Raw genomic sequence first — 18,989 nt, forward strand, 5'->3', positions numbered from 1 at the left:
CTTGTTAGGTCTCACTGCTTCGAGAACTCGCGGTCGAGAGCGTCGAGGTATTTCGAGATGGCATCCTGACGCGGGGGCAGCTCCTTCTGGATGGTCTCAGGCAGGTGCAGGTAGTCCTCAAAGGAGCCGGACATCGCCGGGGAGCTGTTCGCCTCATGAAGGTCGAGCTGGTCACGGATGGCCTTGCTCTGATCCAGCGCATTTTGAGTGCGCTCACGAAGCTTGAGCAGGCGCTCGTCCATGTTCTTGGTCTTGCCGTCCACAAGTTCGCCGACGAGGGCGGTGTAGTCGACCACGATCGGGCGGAAGAGCACCGCGCTGCGCTGCTGGAGGGCCTGAAGGGCCACCAGATTGCGCTGGAGGATTTCCTTGCGGTCCGGGCGCTTCATGATCGCGGCATAGTCCTCGATCGGCACAGCGGCAGCCACGGTTGGCTCGCTGTCCTCAGGCTTCTTGGCTGGCGCGGCAGGCTTGGGCTTTGGGGCCTCTTCCTTGGCCACGGGCATCTTGGGTTCTTCCGTCTTCGGCTCGGAGGTGGGCTCTGGCTTGGGCATCTCGGGTTTTGCCTCCTCCTTGGCCACTGGCTTGGGCTTCGGCTTTTCGGCAGACGGTTTGGTCTCCTCAGGCTTAGTCTCAGTCGTCATGACTTCAGCCTTCGGTGCCTCCTCAGGCTTCTCGCCTGGCATGATACCTTCCTCCTTTTTCTTGCCGCCAAAGAGCGGCCGGATGCGCATGGGTTCATGCTTGGTCTTTTCACCCTCAGCCACAGGCTTGGCCTCGGCAGGCATGTCCGCAGGTTTAGGTGCCTCGGGTTTGGGAGCCGCTTCCGCAGGCTCCTTGGGTTTCTGGGCCGGCTTCTCCGCAGGTTTGGCTTCAGCGGCCATGGGCGCAGGCACAGGTGCAGGAGCGGGTTCGGCAGGTTTAGGCTCTTCCGCAGGCTTCTTTTCACCACCGCCAAAGAGACCGCGCAGGCCCCGGCGCTTCTCGGGAGTCGCCGCAGGTTCCGCGAACTTCACGGTTTCAGCCGGCGGCATCTCTGCCGCAGGGGGCGGGGCCTCTGCCGGCTTCTTGGAGTCAGGCTTTTTCTCCGCGGCTGGCTCGGGCTTGGGTTCAGGTGCCTTGGCCTTTTCTTTGGACTCTTCCTTGGTTTCTTTTTTGGGCGCAGGCTTGGCCTCCTCCTTCTTCGGTTCGGGAGCAGGCTCGTTCTTCGGCTCTTCCGCAGGCTTCTTGCCTCCGCCAAAAATGCCGAACACACGTTTCTTTTTCTTCGGCGCCTCCTCACTCACGGCAGCTTCCTGGAACACCATGGCGACCAATGGCTGGCCTGACGTCAGCTGCCAGTCCTGCTGAAGGCTGGAGACGCTTCCGGGGGTCTGCTCACCGGCTTGTTCGCCTGACTCGCCCTCGGTCCTGCCCTTCTTCTCCTTGGCAGGCTCCTCAATCTTTGAAGGATCTTCTTCCTTCTTCTTGTCACCCCGGAACCAGTTCAGGGGATTGAGCTTGGAACGCTTCTCGGATTCCTCGGCGGGCGCAGGAGGAGCATCTTCCACGACCGGCTTTTCATTCCCCCTGGAGGCAGCCTTGGGCCGCTCCTCCACCTTGGGTGCGGCTTCCGTTTTTTCCTCCACCGGGGTGACGTCTCCTTCCGGCTTCTTCCGGCCATTGCCGAACCAACGATTGAACAACGGTTTGCGCTCCTCGCCTGTTTCCGCACGCGGGCCTTCTGCCTCTGGAAGGGTGACATTCGCCGCGACCTCGACCGGTTTGTCCACCACCTTTGATTCTTCCTCGACACGGCTCTTTGCCTCTTCCTTGGCTGCTTCCTCGATGGCGGACTCGATCATGGTCTCTTCATCACTCTTGCGATGCGAGAAGGGGTTCAGTCGGCTGAAAAAGCCGCGCTTCTTCTCCGCGTCGGGGGTGGCCTCGGACACCAGCACAGGAGGCGTGCCCTCCCCAGGCTTGGGGGTGGAGACGACCGCTGGCTCGCTCGGGGTCAGCTTGACCTTCGCCACGACTGGACGGACACGCGGCTGCGGCACCTCGGCGGCCTTGGCTTGATAATGGAAGGTCAGTGCTTCCTCCAGCGCAGCCAGCGTGGCATCCGGGCTCAGGGGCTCCGAGACTCCCGGGCGCGAGAGATTGGCGAGCTGCAGCGCCCACCATTTGTTCAGGCTGGCCGGGCTGGTGGTGAAGCTCGGGAAAGCCTGGTCTAACAACTCACGCTCAGGCCGCGCATCACCGGCGATGGAGGAGAGGAAGCGGTTCAGCCGCGCGCCACCTTCCGGCTGGTCCAGCAGGGCGAGCACCAGCGCGCAACAAGAAGTTTGGTAAATGGTCCGCGAGAGCGCATCCATCTGCGTGGGCGAGGCCTCGATGATCTCCTCGATGCCAAAGATTTTTCCCGACTTGAAGATGGCTGCGAAGAGCGTGCTCGGGCGCGCCTGCTTGCGGTAGTCCAAGGCTTCCATCACCCCGGTGAAGACCCAGTCAGGCAGCACGGAGGTGCGCTTGGCACCACCTTTCTGATGACGCAGCACGCGCTCTGCGAGAAGGGCGCGCACGATCTCCGCGCGGAAGTCTGTGGGCCGCAGGTCCGGGCGCAGGTTCACGGTGACCTGGATGTGAAAGCCACCATGCGTGATCTCCGAAAGCGTCATCGAAACGGCCTTGTCCGCCTTGCGCGCTGAATCACCCGAATTCAGCAGGACCACCACCGGCAGCGCCCAGGGCTGCTGGTCACGCAGGAGCTGGCGCAGCTCGTGATGGATCTCCTCACAACGGCTGGAAAAGGCGCTGCGCAGAGGCAGGTCATTTCCATGCACGATGAACTGGCCGCTGCTGCTGGTGGAATGAATGCCCTTGTTCGAGCTCAGTGTGGTCGGCGGGACCACGGCGGGCTTCACCGGCAGATCCGGGATGCGGCTCGGAGCCGCTGCGGGCTCGGCCTGCAGCTGCCCTGGCATGGGCGGAGCCACGGGAGGCGCGGGTGCTGCATCACCCTTGGCGGCAGGGGCCGCAGGCGGGGTGAGCAGGGGAAGCTTCTCCTGCGCCATCGCAGCTCCCGAAAGAGCAGCGAGAAGAAGGGTGAGGACATGAAGGATGCGGCTGGACATGCGCAAATCAGAGGGAAAGGACAGGACGTGAACGGTGGACGGAAATCAGGGGAAGCGCGGATCGAGCACCAGTTTGTTTTGGGCGAAGGTCACTTCATTCATCTGAAACAGAGCCTGGATCTCATCGTGCAGCGCATCACTCAGTCCCCGCAGGGCAGGTGCCAGGGGACGCAGAAAACCACGCGGCACGGCGAGGTGGCCATAAGCTCCGCCCACCACCTCCACGCGAAACACCTTTTCCAGGCGGTCCACCTTGAGATCCACCGTGGCGGTACTGGCATGACCCAGCACGCTCCAGAGGAGGGTCACATGCGCCACCTCCGGCTCAAAGTCGACATTCAAGCGGTCAAACTTCACGGACTGGCCGAGCGCGGGTGCCACCCTGCCCGTCAGCACACGGCTCAGGTGGCGGTTCAGCTCGCCTTCATGGATCTCCACAGTGCCGGAGCCCTTGATGGCGGCCTGCTTGAGTTCATCCACCAAATCCCGCGGCTTGGCGCCTGCCTTCGCGGCCTCAGACAGCTTGATGGGTGCAGGCCGATGCGCCACCCAGGCGGCGCCAGCCAGCGCACTGAGCATGATCATCAGCAGGAAATGGAAAAGAAACCTCACGAGCCGCGCATCATGCACCACAACGGGGCACTGCGGCAAGCTTTATGGTGAGGCTTCCAAGAGAGGGCCGAAGCCCCGAAATCACACCAGATCGGCACGCGTGTAGGCGGCCACGACCGGGTAACCCTTGCTCTCGATGTTCTGCCGTCCGCCTTCCTGGCGGTCCACCAGAATGAGCGCGAAGGCCACCTTGCCACCTTCCTCCTCAATGGCCTGGATGGCCTTCAGCGTGGAGTCTCCCGTGGTGATCACGTCATCCACCACCACCACCGGCTGGTCCGGCGTGAAATTACCCTCGATGCGCTTGCCGCGGCCATGGCCCTTCGGCTCCTTGCGCACCACGAAGGCCTGCACCGGCTTTTCCTCACCGGCGAGACTGGAGGAAATGGCCACCGCGAGGGTGATGGGGTCCGCGCCCATCGTCAGACCGCCCAGAGAGCCGATGCTGAGACCGCGCGCGGTCTCTTCCTTGCGCAGCAGGTCATGCAGCACACGCCCCACCAGCACGGCACCACGGGCATCCAGCGTGGTCACACGGCAGTCGACATACAGATCGCTCTCCTTCCCGGAGGCGAGGGTAAATTTGCCCGTTTTCACGGACTTGGTGCGGAGGATCTGGGCGAGTTCGGCGCGGTCGGATTCGAGGGACATGGCAGCTCCCGGTTTAGCGGAAGGTCAGCCGGAAGCAAGCGCGGTCCATGTTTCAGCAGCGGCAATGTGACGGATATTCCACGGGGTCCATGCCCCAATGAATTGACTTTGAACCCGGTGCCTTCCATACAGAACCTGACTATGGAAAGCATCTCTGGCGCCTACGGCACTGTACGCACCTTGACCAAACTCCTCTACCCTCTCCTGGGCCTCACTTTCGGCAGCCTCCAGGCGCAGACCGCGCCTGATGGGAGCCCGCTCGACTTCAAGCTGAAGCAGACCTTCGTCAATGGTCTGCTGGTCATGCCACTGGCCTCAGGCCTAGAGGCCGGACAGGCCTCAAAAATGAATGCCACCTCCGTCTCAGGGTACGGTGACACACGCTTCAGCCAGAGTGTGGGTGAGGACATGCAGACCGCGCTGAAGGAGGTGCAGAAGTTCATGTCCATCAGGCACCCCGCAAGGCCACAGGCCTTCGACCTCGAGATCTCGTTTGAGGAGAAGTACAGCGGGAAGGATGGCCCCTCCGCAGCCGTCGCCTGCGGTTTGCTCATGGAGTCCGCCATCACCGGAAAGACCTGGGATCCAGAGTTCGCGGTCACGGGTGACATGAATGCGGACGGCAGCGTCCAGCCCATCGGTGGTGTGGCCGCGAAGATCCGCGGTGCCACGAGGGGTTCCTGCAAGCTGGTGGCCGTGCCCGCGAAGAACGAGGCCTCCGTGATGGATGTGCTCACCATGGACGGTCCCATGCCGCTGCTGAAGATCTGCGTGTTCTCCATCAAATCCTTCGATGAGGCAGTGGCCCTGGCCTCCCAGGAGCGTGATGCCGTGATCGGCCCTGCCGTCTCAGAGTTCGCCATCATACGCGATGTCTGCCTGCGTGACCCACGTGCCGCGCTGAGCACCCTGAGAAGCGCCCAGGGCCAGGCAAGACTCCAGGCCGTGGTGCAAAAAGCTCCGCACTGCCTCAGTGCCAAGCACCTGCTCATGCACGTGCAGGGCCGCGCACCCAAGACACTTTCCCTCGCCGGATCCATCCAGACCGTGGACAGCAACGGCCGGGGCTTGCTCGAGGCTCTGAAAAGCGATGTCGCACGCGGCGGCGGGCTGGCCATGCAGGAGGACGAGATGCGCACGACCCTGAACACCCTCCGCAACCTCCGCCCCAAGCTCGACAACCGCGTCTGGCCCTATGTGGATTCCATGCTCAAATTTGGTGATGTGGTGCGCGCCCAGCTCATGAACCCCGCCCGTTCGGGAGCAGGTCTCCAGAGCTTCATCCAGAATGTCAACGCCACTGGCAGCTCCATCGAGACGGCCAAGAAAGCCCTGATGAGTGATCCCCAGGTGGTCGAAGAACTCGGGCTCTGATCGGCACCGAGGCATTGCTTCCGACACTCACGGAGGAAACGTCCTTCGAACTGAGAGCGGAAATAGGGTGGCCATTGATGTCCCACTGATGAACTATTCGTCCAAGGCGGGCCCTTTGCTTTCTGTCTGATTGTCCGATCTATCAGCGCCTGACACGGCGTTATAATGACTTGAGCCTCGCGCCGTTTCCCGGACATTTGGCGCTTTCCTGACTCATGCCTTTCCGCACCGCCCTGCTGAACCTCGCCATCACCTTCATGCTCCTCCTGGTGGTGGTGCTCGCGGGTGTCATCATGCGCGGGAAGCAGGGCAAACCTGTCGCTGCCAGGAAGATCCCGGTGGCAGGCGTACCTGGACAGACCACGGCCGATGAAGGCGGCGTGCCCAGGGCACCCGTGACCAAGTTTGAGATCCTCACCTCCCCTGCCCTGGTGGAAAGCAGCGCCAACGAGGCAGATACCCTGCGCGTGAAGCATGGCAGCGAGGAGTATGTCTTCGTGCTCTACTACGTGGATGCGCTGGAGACCACCATGGATCATCCGCAGCGTGTCGCCGAGCAGGGACGCTGGTTCCAGGCTTCGGAGCATGACGTGACCAGCACAGGCCAGGACGCGGCGCTCTATGTCACCCAGCTCTTGAAGGACAATCACTTCAACGTCCTGACCCGCTGGGAGCGCGTGCCTAACACCGTGCGCTACTACGCCGTGGTCCTGGTGCAGCAACCCCAGGGTCCCGTGTATCTCGCCGATCTTCTGGTTCGCCGTGGCTATGCCCGTGTGGGCAGTGTGATGACCGAGCTTCCCGATGATCGCCGTGACCAGGCCACCTACCTCGCCGAGCTCAAGAAGCTCGATGAAAAAGCCCGCCAGGGCAAAGCCGGCATCTGGGCCAAGTCAAAGTCCGTGCCTTCTGCGAAGTAGGAAAGGATGCCGTTTGCAGTGGCTGGCGATTGTTCGCGGTGGTTTGCAGTTGTTTTAAAACAACGGCCAACTATGGCAAACCATCGCAAACGGTTTGGTCTGCCAGATTCAATTCTCCGGCGGCACACCCGGAGTCAGCTTTCCCTGCTTCAGGCGGTCGCGCAGCTTGCTCCAGAAGTCCTCGTCATCATCCGCAGGTCCGCTGGCGGGCAGGTTCGGGCGCGATGCGGGCACTATCGGTGCCGTCGGCGCCGTGGGCAGCGTCGGCACCTGTACCGGCGCACCACCATCGCTGCGGGCATCCGCCAGCGCGCGGCCATAGGGAGCGAAGAGACCGGTCGGAATCGGATACTTGGTTAGGCCACCCTGGAGCACACGGTGCTTGTTGATGAAGTCCGTGGGGCTGTAATAGTTCGTGTTGTCACGGGCGAACTGGCTGCGGTTCATGCCGATGCGCAGGTTCTTCCGCATCTCAAAGTGCAGGTGCACCGCATACATGCCGTTGTTGCTGCCCATGGTGCCGATGAGCTGGCCCTTCTCGACCAGCTGCCCCACTTTCGCGATGCGCTGGTGCAGGTGACCATACTGGCTGTCCACCATGGCGATCTGTCCTGTGCTTTCACGATACGCGTGACGCACCACGATGCAGTTTCCCCAGCCCGCGCCGATGTTCTCAGAGATCATCACCACACCGCGTGCCGTGGCATAAATCGGCGCACCGAGGTCGCTGTCGCCACCCCCCTTGCCGTTCCAGTCTTCACCAAGGTGGCCGTTGGGCCAGTAGCCGCGGAACTTGTAGTAGCCGTCCGCATTCGGTTTCCCGACTGGGAAGTCAAAGCCGTCCGCCAGCAGGCAGCGGATGGTGCCGCCTGCCGCATGCAGGCCGCTGAGGCCCATCAGACACCACACCGCCAAAATCCCAAAACCAGTCCGGTATAGGGGCATTGGCAAGGATGGTCCACCGGTCATGGCTGGAAGTCGGTTGGTCGAAGGAACCCCAACCTAATCGCTCAGGCTGGGGCAGTAGGCAATCACGGATTGCTCTTCGGTGCGTCAGCAGGAGCCGGAGCAGCAGGAGCCGGAGCAGCAGGAGCGGTCGCCGGGGCCGGAGCAGGGGTCACGGCTGGGGCAGCCGGGGCTGGCGCCGGGGCAGCGGCTGGTGCTGGTGCCGCAGGAGCCGGGGCAGGCACGGAAGGCTTCACTTCGATCGTCGGAGCAGCAGGAGCTGGCACCGCAGGCACCGGCGCGGCAGGAGAAGCGGCAGGCGTCACTTTGATCGCTGGAGCAGACGTGGCCGGAGTGGCCGTGCCGGGAGCAGGAGCCGGTGTGACCTGAATGGTCGGAGCGCCCGGAGTAACCGCTGCGCCCGGGGTCACCTGGATCGGAGATGCTCCTGGAGCCGGAACTGCTGGAGCAGCAGGAGCCGGAGGCGGCTCATCAAAGACTTTGGTCGCGCGGGTGTTCTGCTTGCGGGTCGTCAGCACGGCCAGCGAGAGGGTGAGCACAAAGAGAGCCACAGCCAGATACACCGTGCCGCGCTGCAGCACGTTCGTCGTCTGAGCACCCACAAGCTGGGTCATGGCAGAGTCACCGAACGAGGCACCGAGCCCCTCCTGGCGGGGGCGCTGCATGAGTACAATGAGAATGAGGAGGAGGCAGACGATGACTTCGACCACCGTGAGAATTCCGATCAGGATGTCCATAAGGGGGGCCGAATATGGGGGAGGACCCCCATTTGGCAAGCAGCTTCTCAGGCCGTTTCAGGGCTGACCCTAAGCTCCCCCTCAGCCCCCTCAAAGCACCTGCGGCTTGATCACCGCCACGCTCAGCGGCTCCAGAGCCGCCTTCATCTTCTCAAACATGCTGTCATCCTCATACGTGCCCACGATGGCTCCGCCGCTGCCGGTGAACTTCGCGCTCGCGCCACAATCTCGCGCCGCCTCCACCATGTCGATGTTCCCCTGGCTGATCTTGTACAGCCTCCGGCGCAGGTCAAAATTCTCATTCAGCAGCGGCCCGATCTCATGCCCGCGCCCCGCCACCAGCATGTCCCGCACCCGCTGGGCCAGATTCGCCCACTGGTACATCGCGCTCACAATGTCGCGCTCGCCCCGGTTCCAGCGCCCGCGGATGTCATTGTGAAAGACCTCCGTGCCCTCGCTCAGCTTCGTCGTGTAGGCCACGTACACATTCGGCAGCAAAGCCGGGTCCAGCTCCTCATAGATGCCGTAGCCCAGCTTCTCCACATGGGCTCGGTTGAAGTCCATGAAGACCACCCCCTCATACCCCTGGATCACCCGGTCTTGCAGACCTGCGGGGATGCATAGCTCATCATTCTCCACACTCAGCACCAGGCTCGGCAGCAGATGCTTCGGGATCTCCACCTGGTAAAACTCGATCAAAGCCCGCCAGCACGCCGTGATGATCGCACTGCTCCCCGCCATCCCCACCTGCGGCGGGATGTTGCTCGAGTAGCGCAAAGTAAAATTCCGTCCGTGCAGCGGCAGATTGTGCTTCACGCAGTGCTCAAAGAAGCGCTTCACGCTCGCCTTCAGCAGGCGGATGCCGCCGTAGTAACCATGCTGGCGCACATCACGTGCCAGCGCCTCGATGCTCCCAAACACCGAGTGGTCACGCTCATTCGGCTCGATCGTCAGTTCCGGCGACTCAAACAGCGTCACCTCCGCCCCGAAGTTCCGGATGATGAACGAGATCGTCTTGCCAAAATAGCCGTCAGACGGATTGCCGACCAAGCCGGCGCGGGCATGAGCTTTCTTGCGGATGAGCATGTGGGAGAGAGCGGGAGAATGACGAATCCAAAGCCCAAACAACAAAGAGACCTGGAATCTGGCGAATAACTAGCCGGGCCGGAAAGCTACGACTCCGGCATATCGGCGCAAGAAGATTGGCTGTCACGGTTAACCTGCCGGAGACCCAGGCAAGCCGTAGAGCCACTGCCCTAGCCCCGAGGCCTTCGCATCCTTTCACGCATGGACACCGCTTCCTCATAGGTGATGGCGTCAGGATGGCTGTCCAGTTTGACGATGCCCTTCATCGGGTCCGAATCGGCAGGGGCCGCGTTTTCCTTCTGTGACTTGACCCTGGCGTCCTGCTCAAGGCAGTGCTGCCACAACCTTGGGTAGCAGGCAGCCAGCGCCTCCGAATCATCAAAATCATCCTCACTAGGCTCAGCGCCAGGATCTCTCAAATCCGGATCCGCCATCTCAAACAACTCCAGGTCCAGTTCAACCCCGTCCAGCGTGCGACCGATCCTTTCTGCCGCTTGATAAGAGTGCCTGAGAAAATCCGGGTCCTCGTCATAGCCAACTTCAACCAGGGACTCGGCGTCTCGCAGCACCGAATAATAGGCTTGGCTTCCCTTGGAAATCAGCCAAGCCACAAAGTCCTCAAAGGAGTCGTCACTACAACCACCGTTCACCAACCAGGCCGCGCCGGCGATCCTTCGAGTGCTGGCCCTTGCATGCGCTTTCTCCATCCAGGCCTGAAACCATACAATGCACTCGTAGGGTAAGGTTGTCAGGTGATCCTCAATCTTGCGGGTGTCGACCTCCGCCTTGCCGGGAGGTTGAAGACTGACGTTCCAGTCAATGATCTGCCAAAACTCTTCTTCGGTCATGGTATGGGCGGGATGGTGAGGCGCGGCTTTTTTGAAAACCCTCCCGGAACCGTGTCAGATGGCACTTAGTCGGTCCATACTAAAATCTTGATCCACCTGGATCACCCAAAGTGGCCAACTTTCTCCGAAAGTTGAGCCCGCCTCGCCATCTCGACGATACCCCCGTCATCCAACAGATCGGATCCAGTCGGATTCACTCGGATCGAGTATTCTATTTCCCGTGTGTTCCGTAGGCCCTTCTCAGAATGCCCGCCCACGTCCCCCTCACCAAAATCCAGCCCTGATCCACCTGGATCTACCGCGATCCACCTTCATCCGTCCCATCAGACCTATAAGCCCTATCCGCTGAGCCTTCAAAAACACCCTGGATCTGCTTGGATCCACCTGGATTCCTCAGAACTTCCCGCGCGGACCACGTCCACCCGGCTTCTTCGGACCTGAACCACCACGTTTCGGCGGCCCAGAGCGTCCCGGAGGACCTGACCTCCGCGGCGGTCCCGAGCGATCCGATGACGGACCCGACGAACGACGATCACCGCCAAAGGAAGAACGGCGTGGCCCCTCTGAACCTTGGGAAAAATCATCTTCACCACCGCCTCCACCAAAGCGCGGACGACGTGCCGGACCAGAGCCCGATCCCGAGCGCCGGGGAGGCCCCGAACGATCAGGCGGACCTGAACGGCCACGCCCACCAAACCCAGAGCGCCTTGGCGGCCCTGAATCTTCAAAAGAGGCAGGCTCATCACTCTCAAATCTTGGACGGCGCGGCCCAGGTCCAGGTCCCGAGGGACGCTCAAACGATTCATCGCGACCTCTGAAACCACCGCGCGGTGGCTTGGATCGTGAACCACGACCTTCAGAAGGCGGAGGCGTCGGGCGCTCGCCACCACGTTCAGCAGCAGCTGCGCGGGCATAGCGGGCACGACCGACCAGACGACCGCTGGAGGGCTGGGTTCCTTCACTCTTGCCGCGGCCTTTGCCAAAACCGCCCTTGCCGAAACCAGCCCTGGAAGGGCGCTTCGTCGCAGGACGTCCACGCCGTGCAGGCGCGGAAGAAAATCCATCATCACCGTCGTCCTCGCCTTTTTTGGCAGACTTGGCGCGGGGCTTCGTCTCACCGACCGGCTTGGTGCGGCCCGTGGTGCCAGCTTCCGTGAAGAAGCGCTGCACCTCCGCCTCGGTCAGCTGCTTCCAGCTGCCTTTCGGCAGCCCTTTCAGCTCCAGCCAGCCGATGCGTGTGCGCGTCAGGCGCTCCACTTCAAAGCCCAGCTGGTAAAACATCAGGCGGATCTGCCTCTTCAGGCCCTGCTTCAGCACCAGATGGCAGCGGTATTCCGTCTGCATCCAGGCGCGCTCAGCCTTGGCGTGACCTTCCTCGGTCATCATGCCTTTCACCAGCGTCGCCATCACATTCTGGTCCACCGGCTTGTCCACCACCACCTCGTATTCCTTCTCCGCACCCTTGCTCGGGTGGATCAGGTGGTGGGAGAGGTCACCGCGATTCGTCATCAGCAGCAGGCCTTCGCTCTCCTTGTCCAGCCGGCCCACATGATGCAGGGTCTGCAGCTGTCTCGGCAGCAAGGCGTAGATCGTCATGCGATCCCGCTCATCCGCGCGGCTGCAAATGTAGCCCTTCGGCTTGTTCAGCGCAATGACGATGGGTGACTCGGTGCGGGTGGCCTTGCCATCCACGCTGACCTCATCTCCTGGGTTCACCTGGGTGCCCAGCTCCTTCACAATCTTGCCATTGATGGTCACACGACCTTCAAGGACGATCTGCTCACAGCCACGGCGTGAGCCTAGGCCACACTGGCTGAGGAAGCGGTTAAGACGCACAACAAGTGCCCGGCAGGACCTCCCACCGGGCTTTTAGTAAAGGGTTACTCGGACTTGGTCTTCGGCAGGCCGGTCGGCAGGCGACCTTCCTTCCACTGACCGCGGGCTTTCATGAGCTTGATGCGCTCACCGCGCTTCAGAACGCTACGCTTGGTGCCGACGGAACCGCCGGACGATTTGAGGCTGCGATGTTGCGACATGGCTAAATAAAAGAGAGAGGGGTTGAAAAAGGGGGCCGGAAGAATAGACGCCCCCCCTCCGAAGCGCAAGGGCTTTGTTCATTCAAGGATAGGCTGCCTCATCCACGTAGGATGAGCGTGGCTTTAGCTCGCTCGTCCCAAAAGACGTCGCCACCGCTCAACGCCCGGCGTTCACACTCAACGTCGTCCTTCCTGTCCTTGGCCCAGGCCGCGAAACCACCCATTGCCAGATGAACAGGAACCACTCTCCTTGTTAATCCTGCATCCTGTTAATCCTGTAAAAAAAGCCCCGCACGACGCAGGACCCAGTTTCACCCAGGACCGGCCTCACACTGCATCCGCCGCCAAAGCCGCGTTGCCGATGATCCCGGCCTCGTTGCTGTACTTCGCTGGCAGGATCTGCAGGCGCTCCCACACCACCGTGCTCAGCATGGACTGCACCTTCCGCTTCAGCGGATCAAAAATCAGGTCACCGGCCTGCGCCACACCGCCGCCGATCACAAACGCATCCGGGTTCAGCAGCCAGGCGATGCTGGAGATGGCCGTGCCCAGCCAGTCTGCCACCTCGTCCCAGACCTGCCGCGCGATGTCGTCGCCCGCCTTCGCAGCTTCGGCGATCTTCTTCGGCGTGCATTCCTCGAGAGTCTTCGTGATGTGCGCCTCCGCATAGCGCTGCACCGCATGCTCGGCGATCTCCTTGTTGCCCGTGTACTTCTCCAGGGCGCCCAGGTTGCCGTAGTGACCCGCCTTGCCATCGCAGTCGATGCTCATCTGGCCGATCTCTCCCGCCGCGCAGCCCGTGCCGCGATACATCTTGCCATTCAGCACCAGACCACCGCCGATGCCCGTGCCCATCGTCAGGGCCACCACATTCTGCAGTCCGCGGCCCGCACCATAGCGGAACTCTGCCCAGGCCATCGCGTTCGCGTCGTTCTCGACGACCACCGGCAAACCAGTGCGCTCGCCCAAGATCGCCTTCAGCGGCACATGCTTCCACCCTGGAACGTTCGTCAGGATGTGCACGAACCCGTGCTCAAAGTCCACCAGCCCTGGCACACCCACGCCGATCGCGCAGATGTCCGGATACTTCTGCTGCAGCTTCGCCACACGCGCCGCCATCTCGCCGATCAGCGCCGCTGGCCCGTTGAAGTCCGCCGTCGGGATCGGCTCATCCGTCTCCAGGAGGTCTCCGCCACGGCAGACGCCGAGCTTCACAAACGTGCCGCCAAAATCAATGCCAACAGAAGTGCGAGGAGAATCAGACATGGTCAGTAAAAGGGCGCGGAGAATGCGCGGCGAGGCCTCACGTGCAAGGGCAAACACCTGCCGGGCCCTTCATCAGGCGCCCCACTTGATCTCAATCTGGCCACCCTCCGGCACATCCCGGATCTGGCGGGCCAGGTCCGCATGGAAGAGAATCACCTCCCCGGCACTCACAGGTTTCAGGGACGCCCCCGCACCTGACTCAGCAAAAACAAAAGGCGGATACGCGAGCAGCAGCTGGCCAGGCTGCATGACATGCTTGAGGTCCACATTCAGAAACCCCTCCAAGTCTTCAAGAGTCTGGCGGAAGAAGTCATCGAGACTGTCTGCCATGGACTCCACCTCCCCGCTCTCGGCGGACAGCTTGAGAACAGCCTCGTCACGAAGCAGGAACTGGTCGCCAAACAAGTCCTGACCAAAAGGGATGTCATCAGCATGCACACCCTCATAAAGCCCGTGAAACGCCGCAGGCCCCTGCATCGCCGCGCGCAGTGAATGCCACTCCGGCGTCATGCTGGCTCCGCGAATGTGCAGCGCACCCCCGTGAAGAATGAACCCATTCACCTCACGGAGAACACGAACAAGACTGGAGGGCAGCTCGCCTAACAACTCCACGTCATTAATGACGTCACCTTGCCACGTCATGCCTGGGGTATTCCGCGCACTTGAACTCATATTTACTTGTCGATCATTCGATCAATGATTTTGTCGTAACGATCTCGATGCCGATCAAGCTGCATCTCCTCCGCAGCCGCACGAAGGCTGACCCAAAAGTGTGTTGTCGTCGCATTGGTGGTCGCCATGCCCTCAAGTTCATCAAGTGCGAGCTCGAGCTCGTTGTGATCGATGAACTCCTGAAACCCAGAATCTGAACCGCCCTCTTCACCTGATAAAGGGTGAGCAGGAAGCTCCCTGCGCGCATCAGCTAGATGCGCCTTGGTTCGCTTCCACGATGCTCGCAGACTCATTCAGGCCACCTTACCTCGGCTGATATCGGCTGTCATCATCCGGCAGGGCGTGGGGCACGGCAGGCAGAGGCGGAGGCGCGGCGGTTGCTGCCAGCGATCTCGGAGTCCGGCAGCCGAGGCAGGCGATCTCGGGCTGCGGATTGCGGTTGCCGCATTTGCCGCAGAGCCACGGCTGCATCGCGGTCTCGATCTGCTCAGGCGTGAAGGAAAGCACGCTTATGTTAAACTCGCTGGCGCACGAGCGGCAGCAAACTCCCTCGCCCAGCGTCTCCATCGGAAACAGCGGGATGAAGTAGAGCGTGAAGTACTGCGACACACGGAGGTGCGCATAGGCCGACTGCTGCCGGCATTGTGGACAATAGAACTGACCGGAACCGATCTCCTTCTGCTTGGCTTTGGAGCCCCAGATGATCATGACGTGAGTGTGTGAGAGTTTGGCTGTGCGCTGCGTGTCTTGACGGATGAAAACAAACCCGGCCCATGACAACCAGCAACCCTGTTGAACACGCCCAGCAGCACAGATGGGAGACAGGTTTGCTCGTTATCAGCAGCACTCAGATTTCACGGTCCCTTCTTCTACCGCGAACACCTCGCCTCTGACCATCATTTTTTGCGACAACAACCACGTCGAAGTCGCGGCAGCATCCCGGAGTGCAGTGGCAGAGAGTGAGCCTTACTCACAAGTGTGCGTCAGTCCTTCGAGCCGCTCACACTGATGTCTCGGCCTTGAACCACGGAGTGGTTCACCATGAATAGCCAGGGGTGAAGCAAGCGATAGCGAGCGCAACCCCTGGTCAGTCGCGTTGAATCGCTTTCTGAAAATCAACTCCGTAGGAGTTGCCCAATGCGCGGTATGTTCCAATCACATGGGTGACAGAAACTCCCAAGCACATGGGTGACAGCAGCCGCGCCTCGTCGACACCGCTCTCACGCGCTCACAGTGCCTTCCTCGGACAAGAGCATCCACAGGCGCACACACCGCAGAAAGTCGCGAACGACGAACCCACCCTCACTTCGCCTCCGCCTTCGGAATCGCGATGGCAGAAACCGAACCGTTCGTGTCAAAATCCTTGCCAAAAGACAGGGTCACCTGCGCGGACGCGCCCGAGACACCCGGCACAGACACCACCGGCGGAGTCGTGTAACCCGCGCCACCACTGACGATCTCATAACCCACGACCTTGCCATCCTTCACCAGCGCATTCGCCTCGGCGGGCTTCGTCTTCCACAGATTCCCACGGCCTGGTGGATAACGATAAAAGTTCGAGACCTCATCCAGCCTCTCGTTCGTGATGCCGTGCTTGCCCAGGGCATCCATGAGCACCTTCTTGTTACGCCGCGCCTCCTCGCCGGTGGGTCCGCCGCTGCCAGGACCAGCAGGATGAACGTTGCTGAACGCATCACGAAACACCTCGTCCTTCACGCCGAGTGCCGCCGCGATGAGCTTCACCGGACGTCCGTGATCCACGCCTTCCGTCTCATGCCCTCCGGAGAAAACCACCGGCACGCGCTGAGTTCCCGCAGGCAGGGCCTTCGGCTCGGCGTGGACAGAGAAAGCCAGGGTCATCATGACCCCGGCAGTGAGTGAAGAGATGAACCTGCGGGTCGTCTTGGTCGTGTTCATGATCAGTCGCGGCATGTGCCTGAGCCGCGTCCAACCCCAGCCTGCATGAGAGGTCGCAAACTCTTTGCTGGAGGACCATCAAAGCCAGGCCTCAAGACATCTTGATCCCCACAATCCCCAGGATGATCAGCCCCACGCAAACCAGCCGCATCGGCGTCGCCGGATCTCCCATGAAGGCAATGCCGCACAGCACCGTGCCCACGGCGCCGATCCCCGTCCACACCGCATAAGCACTGCCGATCGGTAATGACTTCGACGCCGCACCAAGCAGCACCACACTAACAATAAGTGCGACCACCGTGCCCACCGTCGGCCACAGCCGCGTGAAACCATCCGTGTATTTGAGGCCCACGGCCCAGGCGATCTCAAAGAGACCGGCGATGACGAGAAGAATCCATGACATACGTGCTTGTAGTTTTAGTTCAGGGCCGTCCCTGAGTTGGGAAAAAGCACGCCGAGGTCGTCCACTGCGCGGGTGAAACACACTGCCCGCAAATCGCCTTGAGTCAACCCAAACCCAGCCCCTCCACCTTCTGAAATCTTTCTACCTTAATCATTCTACAACAACGGTTCGGGAAAGCCCCTCACATCCCCTTCTCCACACACAGCCTCACCCCGTCCGCGCACATCGCCGTGTTGTTGCCAGCCTCCAGGCGCACCCAATCCGCCTCACTGATGCCGAGTGACACCGCCAGCGCATGCTCACGCTCGGCATACCGGCGGCGGATCTCCGCCTCATCTGCACCCGCCGCATGATCCGCCTTCACCGCCTCATGCACATCCTGAATCCGCTGGCGATAGCCTAACAAATGATCGGACACGTCCGTCACCTCGCCAAAGTGCGTGAGGTAAAGCTTCTCAAACCCCGCCGCGGCCAAACGCTCCACCGAGGCCACGTAAGGCACCGGCTCAAACTGCGGCGGCGCCGCCGTGACCGAAAGATACTCCGTCCCCGGCAGCCGCATCCCGGCCACATCGCCGGTGAAGCAAACGTTGCCGATGATGAACGCCAGATGATGCCGCGCATGCCCTGGCGTGTCCCAGCCGATGACCTCGACCTCGCCGACACGCACGCGATCACCATCATTCAGCACGGTCACCTTGTCCGCAGGCGCAGGCAGCATCGGGCCCCACAGGCTGTCCATGCGCTCCTGATAAATCATCCGCGCACTCGCGATGAGCTTGGAAGGATTGATGAGGTGCCGCGCCGCGTTCGCATGGCAGTAAACCTGCGCGCCCTGCAGCGCCCACCAGCCCGCCGCGCCCGCATGATCCAGATGCACATGCGTCACCAAGACATGCCTGACCTTCTTCTCGTCCAGACCCAGCCCGTGAATGCCCGCGCGCAGCGTCTCCAGAGTGGACCCAGGCCCCGTTTCAATCAGCGTCAGCTCATCACCCGACTCGATGACATAAGCCGCGATGAGGCCGGGGGTATTTTGAAACAGCAGGTCGAGAGTATGAATGCGCACGGTCAGAACGGTCAGTAAACAATGGCTTCGTATTCGATCTTCATACGCCCGTCCTCAAGCTCCGGAATCAACTCGGCAGGGATCGGCGGAATGTCCGCGTCCAAAATGGCGCGCAGCGTGATCTCCCGCATGCGCGGATCCGCATCACGAGCATCAGACAAAATACGCAGATCCTGCGGCTCCCCGCGCTTGTCCACATAGAAGCGGAAGCGCACCCGCCCGAAGGTCACCGAGTCACGCGCCAGCCGCACATAGCGGTGCCATTTCTGCTCCACCGCCCCCGTCACCTGCTTCATGTAGATGCCGCGCGGCGTGGCAGAGGCATCCACCGCATTTTCACCTTCGCGACTGATGGCACCATCATTCTTGCCCATGCGGGTGAAGGGGCTGAAGGCATTCTCCTCCGGCTTTCCAGCCGTGGCCTGCACCTCATCCGTCACCGGGACAGCCTTGGGTGCCGGCGGCATGGGAGGCACGTCCTCTGGCACACGCACCTGGGGCTTCACCGCGGCAGTCTCCGGCGCGTCTTTCGCATCCGGCTTGCGCACCTCAATCGGCAGGCGGTCGGTCTCCAGACGGGCGCTCTCCTTGTCCAGCTCCTCCATCATCTTCTTCAGCATCGAGTCATCATTCGGCTCCGCTTTCGCCACCTGTTTCGGCTGTGGGGCCGAGGGTTGTGCCTCAGGCTGGGGTTTCAGGATGCTCGGCGGCGTCAGCGGCGCTGGAGGCCGCATGTTCAGCGGCGTGGCCGTCGGCGGTGGGGAGGGGGCCACCGCGTCATTCTTCAACTCGCCGTCGCGATGATCACGGCTCGCCAGTTCCATCTTGTTCGGCGCGGTGCCCTCCGTCGTCGGCATCATCAGCGTGGCATCCGCCTTCGTCGGCAGCTTGCTCGCCGCGATGGTGTTGCGGTCCGACTCAAACATCGAGTTCGCCGGCTTCACCGTGGAGGCTTCGTTTTGAGTGGTGCGGATGTAGGCTTTCGGCGGAGGTTTCACCTGCAGCGGTGGCGGCAGCACCTGCTCTGGAAAGATCATCACCACTTCGGGCTCAGGCTCCGGTGGCTTCACCATCTCCTCCGCCACACCAAACAGCCGTCTCCCCGCCTCGCTGTTAAACAACCACGCCAGGAAAAGCAGAGCCACCACATGAATCACAAAGGATCCTGCGAGCCCGATTTGAAATTCCCTGTCCCTGGTAAGTGTCAAAGCGCCCGCAAGGTGCCTCCAACCGGCCCGGAAGCAACGGGGATGTCTGGCATCTGCGCGTCCTTCCCCCCTGGCCTCCTCCGCAAACCTCGCGCTGTTTCTTGACCA

The 18,989-nt window shown here is 61.6% G+C and carries 19 protein-coding genes; 2 read left to right on the forward strand and 17 right to left on the reverse strand.

Annotation, left to right across the window (positions count from 1 at the left end):
• Window positions 1–11: 11 nt before the first annotated feature.
• From BGE01nite_RS13390 to pyrE, 3 genes are all read right to left on the reverse strand, one after another.
• Window positions 12–3,116 carry a hypothetical protein gene (locus tag BGE01nite_RS13390; RefSeq protein ID WP_146850980.1) on the reverse strand — a complete coding sequence of 1,035 codons (3,105 nt, stop codon included), beginning with the start codon at window positions 3,114–3,116 and terminating at the stop codon, window positions 12–14.
• A gap of 45 nt (window positions 3,117–3,161) precedes the next feature.
• Window positions 3,162–3,728, reverse strand: a complete 567-nt coding sequence (locus BGE01nite_RS13395; RefSeq protein ID WP_146850981.1) for a hypothetical protein — start codon at window positions 3,726–3,728, stop codon at window positions 3,162–3,164.
• 81 nt (window positions 3,729–3,809) lie between these two features.
• Window positions 3,810–4,379 carry an orotate phosphoribosyltransferase gene (gene pyrE, locus BGE01nite_RS13400; RefSeq protein WP_146850982.1) on the reverse strand — a complete coding sequence of 190 codons (570 nt, stop codon included), beginning with the start codon at window positions 4,377–4,379 and terminating at the stop codon, window positions 3,810–3,812.
• Between the two features lie 141 nt (window positions 4,380–4,520).
• Between pyrE and BGE01nite_RS13405 the strand changes: the two genes are divergently transcribed.
• Together BGE01nite_RS13405 and BGE01nite_RS13410 are read left to right on the forward strand one after the other, a co-directional pair.
• Window positions 4,521–5,753 carry a S16 family serine protease gene (locus tag BGE01nite_RS13405; protein WP_146850983.1) on the forward strand — a complete coding sequence of 411 codons (1,233 nt, stop codon included), beginning with the start codon at window positions 4,521–4,523 and terminating at the stop codon, window positions 5,751–5,753.
• A 215-nt stretch (window positions 5,754–5,968) separates the two neighbouring features.
• Window positions 5,969–6,673 (forward strand): thermonuclease family protein, encoded by a 705-nt coding sequence (locus tag BGE01nite_RS13410; RefSeq protein WP_146850984.1) that lies wholly within the window; start codon window positions 5,969–5,971, stop codon window positions 6,671–6,673.
• A 108-nt stretch (window positions 6,674–6,781) separates the two neighbouring features.
• Here BGE01nite_RS13410 and BGE01nite_RS13415 read toward each other — a convergent pair whose 3' ends face one another.
• From BGE01nite_RS13415 to BGE01nite_RS13480, 14 genes are all read right to left on the reverse strand, one after another.
• The gene (locus BGE01nite_RS13415; RefSeq protein ID WP_170266773.1) at window positions 6,782–7,618 is read right to left on the reverse strand and encodes a M23 family metallopeptidase; all 837 of its coding nucleotides are present in this window, start codon (window positions 7,616–7,618) and stop codon (window positions 6,782–6,784) included.
• 86 nt (window positions 7,619–7,704) lie between these two features.
• Window positions 7,705–8,376 carry a preprotein translocase subunit SecG gene (gene secG / locus BGE01nite_RS29710; RefSeq protein WP_146850986.1) on the reverse strand — a complete coding sequence of 224 codons (672 nt, stop codon included), beginning with the start codon at window positions 8,374–8,376 and terminating at the stop codon, window positions 7,705–7,707.
• A gap of 90 nt (window positions 8,377–8,466) precedes the next feature.
• The gene (locus tag BGE01nite_RS13425; protein ID WP_146850987.1) at window positions 8,467–9,462 is read right to left on the reverse strand and encodes a mevalonate kinase family protein; all 996 of its coding nucleotides are present in this window, start codon (window positions 9,460–9,462) and stop codon (window positions 8,467–8,469) included.
• Between the two features lie 170 nt (window positions 9,463–9,632).
• Window positions 9,633–10,310 (reverse strand): DUF4240 domain-containing protein, encoded by a 678-nt coding sequence (locus BGE01nite_RS13430; protein WP_146850988.1) that lies wholly within the window; start codon window positions 10,308–10,310, stop codon window positions 9,633–9,635.
• A gap of 393 nt (window positions 10,311–10,703) precedes the next feature.
• Window positions 10,704–12,146, reverse strand: a complete 1,443-nt coding sequence (locus BGE01nite_RS13435) for a pseudouridine synthase (RefSeq protein ID WP_146850989.1) — start codon at window positions 12,144–12,146, stop codon at window positions 10,704–10,706.
• A 44-nt stretch (window positions 12,147–12,190) separates the two neighbouring features.
• Window positions 12,191–12,346, reverse strand: a complete 156-nt coding sequence (locus tag BGE01nite_RS13440; RefSeq protein ID WP_146850990.1) for a small basic protein — start codon at window positions 12,344–12,346, stop codon at window positions 12,191–12,193.
• 327 nt (window positions 12,347–12,673) lie between these two features.
• A complete protein-coding gene (locus tag BGE01nite_RS13445) occupies window positions 12,674–13,612 on the reverse strand; it encodes an ROK family protein (protein ID WP_146850991.1) in 939 nt (312 codons plus the stop codon).
• Window positions 13,613–13,684: 72 nt separating this feature from the next.
• The gene (locus BGE01nite_RS13450; RefSeq protein WP_170266774.1) at window positions 13,685–14,254 is read right to left on the reverse strand and encodes an SMI1/KNR4 family protein; all 570 of its coding nucleotides are present in this window, start codon (window positions 14,252–14,254) and stop codon (window positions 13,685–13,687) included.
• 32 nt (window positions 14,255–14,286) lie between these two features.
• On the reverse strand, window positions 14,287–14,577 hold the full coding sequence (locus BGE01nite_RS13455; RefSeq protein WP_146850993.1) for a hypothetical protein: 291 nt from the start codon (window positions 14,575–14,577) through the stop codon (window positions 14,287–14,289).
• Between the two features lie 10 nt (window positions 14,578–14,587).
• Complete coding sequence (locus BGE01nite_RS13460; RefSeq protein WP_146850994.1) at window positions 14,588–14,992, reverse strand: zinc-ribbon domain-containing protein; 405 nt, start codon at window positions 14,990–14,992, stop codon at window positions 14,588–14,590.
• A gap of 594 nt (window positions 14,993–15,586) precedes the next feature.
• On the reverse strand, window positions 15,587–16,216 hold the full coding sequence (locus tag BGE01nite_RS13465) for a hypothetical protein (RefSeq protein WP_170266775.1): 630 nt from the start codon (window positions 16,214–16,216) through the stop codon (window positions 15,587–15,589).
• Window positions 16,217–16,292: 76 nt separating this feature from the next.
• Window positions 16,293–16,604 (reverse strand): quaternary ammonium compound efflux SMR transporter SugE, encoded by a 312-nt coding sequence (sugE, locus tag BGE01nite_RS13470; RefSeq protein WP_146850996.1) that lies wholly within the window; start codon window positions 16,602–16,604, stop codon window positions 16,293–16,295.
• A 181-nt stretch (window positions 16,605–16,785) separates the two neighbouring features.
• Entirely contained in the window at window positions 16,786–17,673 is an 888-nt protein-coding gene (locus tag BGE01nite_RS13475; RefSeq protein WP_170266776.1) for an MBL fold metallo-hydrolase, read from the reverse strand.
• An 11-nt stretch (window positions 17,674–17,684) separates the two neighbouring features.
• Window positions 17,685–18,818 carry a hypothetical protein gene (locus tag BGE01nite_RS13480; protein WP_146850998.1) on the reverse strand — a complete coding sequence of 378 codons (1,134 nt, stop codon included), beginning with the start codon at window positions 18,816–18,818 and terminating at the stop codon, window positions 17,685–17,687.
• Window positions 18,819–18,989 lie beyond the last annotated feature (171 nt).

Origin of the sequence: Prosthecobacter gellanilyticus (assembly GCF_007992435.1) — a bacterium.
Classification (GTDB): domain Bacteria; phylum Verrucomicrobiota; class Verrucomicrobiia; order Verrucomicrobiales; family Verrucomicrobiaceae; genus Prosthecobacter; species Prosthecobacter gellanilyticus.

What these genes read in the sequence shown, in the direction of transcription:
- BGE01nite_RS13390 (WP_146850980.1), bottom strand. Translation starts at nt 3,116, where the DNA reads ATGTCCAGCCGCATCCTTCATGTCCTCACCCTTCTTCTCGCTGCTCTT.
- pyrE (WP_146850982.1), bottom strand. Translation starts at nt 4,379, where the DNA reads ATGTCCCTCGAATCCGACCGCGCCGAACTCGCCCAGATCCTCCGCACC.
- BGE01nite_RS13405 (WP_146850983.1), top strand. Translation starts at nt 4,521, where the DNA reads ATGGAAAGCATCTCTGGCGCCTACGGCACTGTACGCACCTTGACCAAA.
- BGE01nite_RS13410 (WP_146850984.1), top strand. Translation starts at nt 5,969, where the DNA reads ATGCCTTTCCGCACCGCCCTGCTGAACCTCGCCATCACCTTCATGCTC.
- BGE01nite_RS13415 (WP_170266773.1), bottom strand. Translation starts at nt 7,618, where the DNA reads ATGCCCCTATACCGGACTGGTTTTGGGATTTTGGCGGTGTGGTGTCTG.
- secG (WP_146850986.1), bottom strand. Translation starts at nt 8,376, where the DNA reads ATGGACATCCTGATCGGAATTCTCACGGTGGTCGAAGTCATCGTCTGC.
- BGE01nite_RS13425 (WP_146850987.1), bottom strand. Translation starts at nt 9,462, where the DNA reads ATGCTCATCCGCAAGAAAGCTCATGCCCGCGCCGGCTTGGTCGGCAAT.
- BGE01nite_RS13430 (WP_146850988.1), bottom strand. Translation starts at nt 10,310, where the DNA reads ATGACCGAAGAAGAGTTTTGGCAGATCATTGACTGGAACGTCAGTCTT.
- BGE01nite_RS13440 (WP_146850990.1), bottom strand. Translation starts at nt 12,346, where the DNA reads ATGTCGCAACATCGCAGCCTCAAATCGTCCGGCGGTTCCGTCGGCACC.
- BGE01nite_RS13445 (WP_146850991.1), bottom strand. Translation starts at nt 13,612, where the DNA reads ATGTCTGATTCTCCTCGCACTTCTGTTGGCATTGATTTTGGCGGCACG.
- BGE01nite_RS13450 (WP_170266774.1), bottom strand. Translation starts at nt 14,254, where the DNA reads ATGACGTGGCAAGGTGACGTCATTAATGACGTGGAGTTGTTAGGCGAG.
- BGE01nite_RS13455 (WP_146850993.1), bottom strand. Translation starts at nt 14,577, where the DNA reads ATGAGTCTGCGAGCATCGTGGAAGCGAACCAAGGCGCATCTAGCTGAT.
- BGE01nite_RS13460 (WP_146850994.1), bottom strand. Translation starts at nt 14,992, where the DNA reads ATGATCATCTGGGGCTCCAAAGCCAAGCAGAAGGAGATCGGTTCCGGT.
- BGE01nite_RS13465 (WP_170266775.1), bottom strand. Translation starts at nt 16,216, where the DNA reads ATGCCGCGACTGATCATGAACACGACCAAGACGACCCGCAGGTTCATC.
- sugE (WP_146850996.1), bottom strand. Translation starts at nt 16,604, where the DNA reads ATGTCATGGATTCTTCTCGTCATCGCCGGTCTCTTTGAGATCGCCTGG.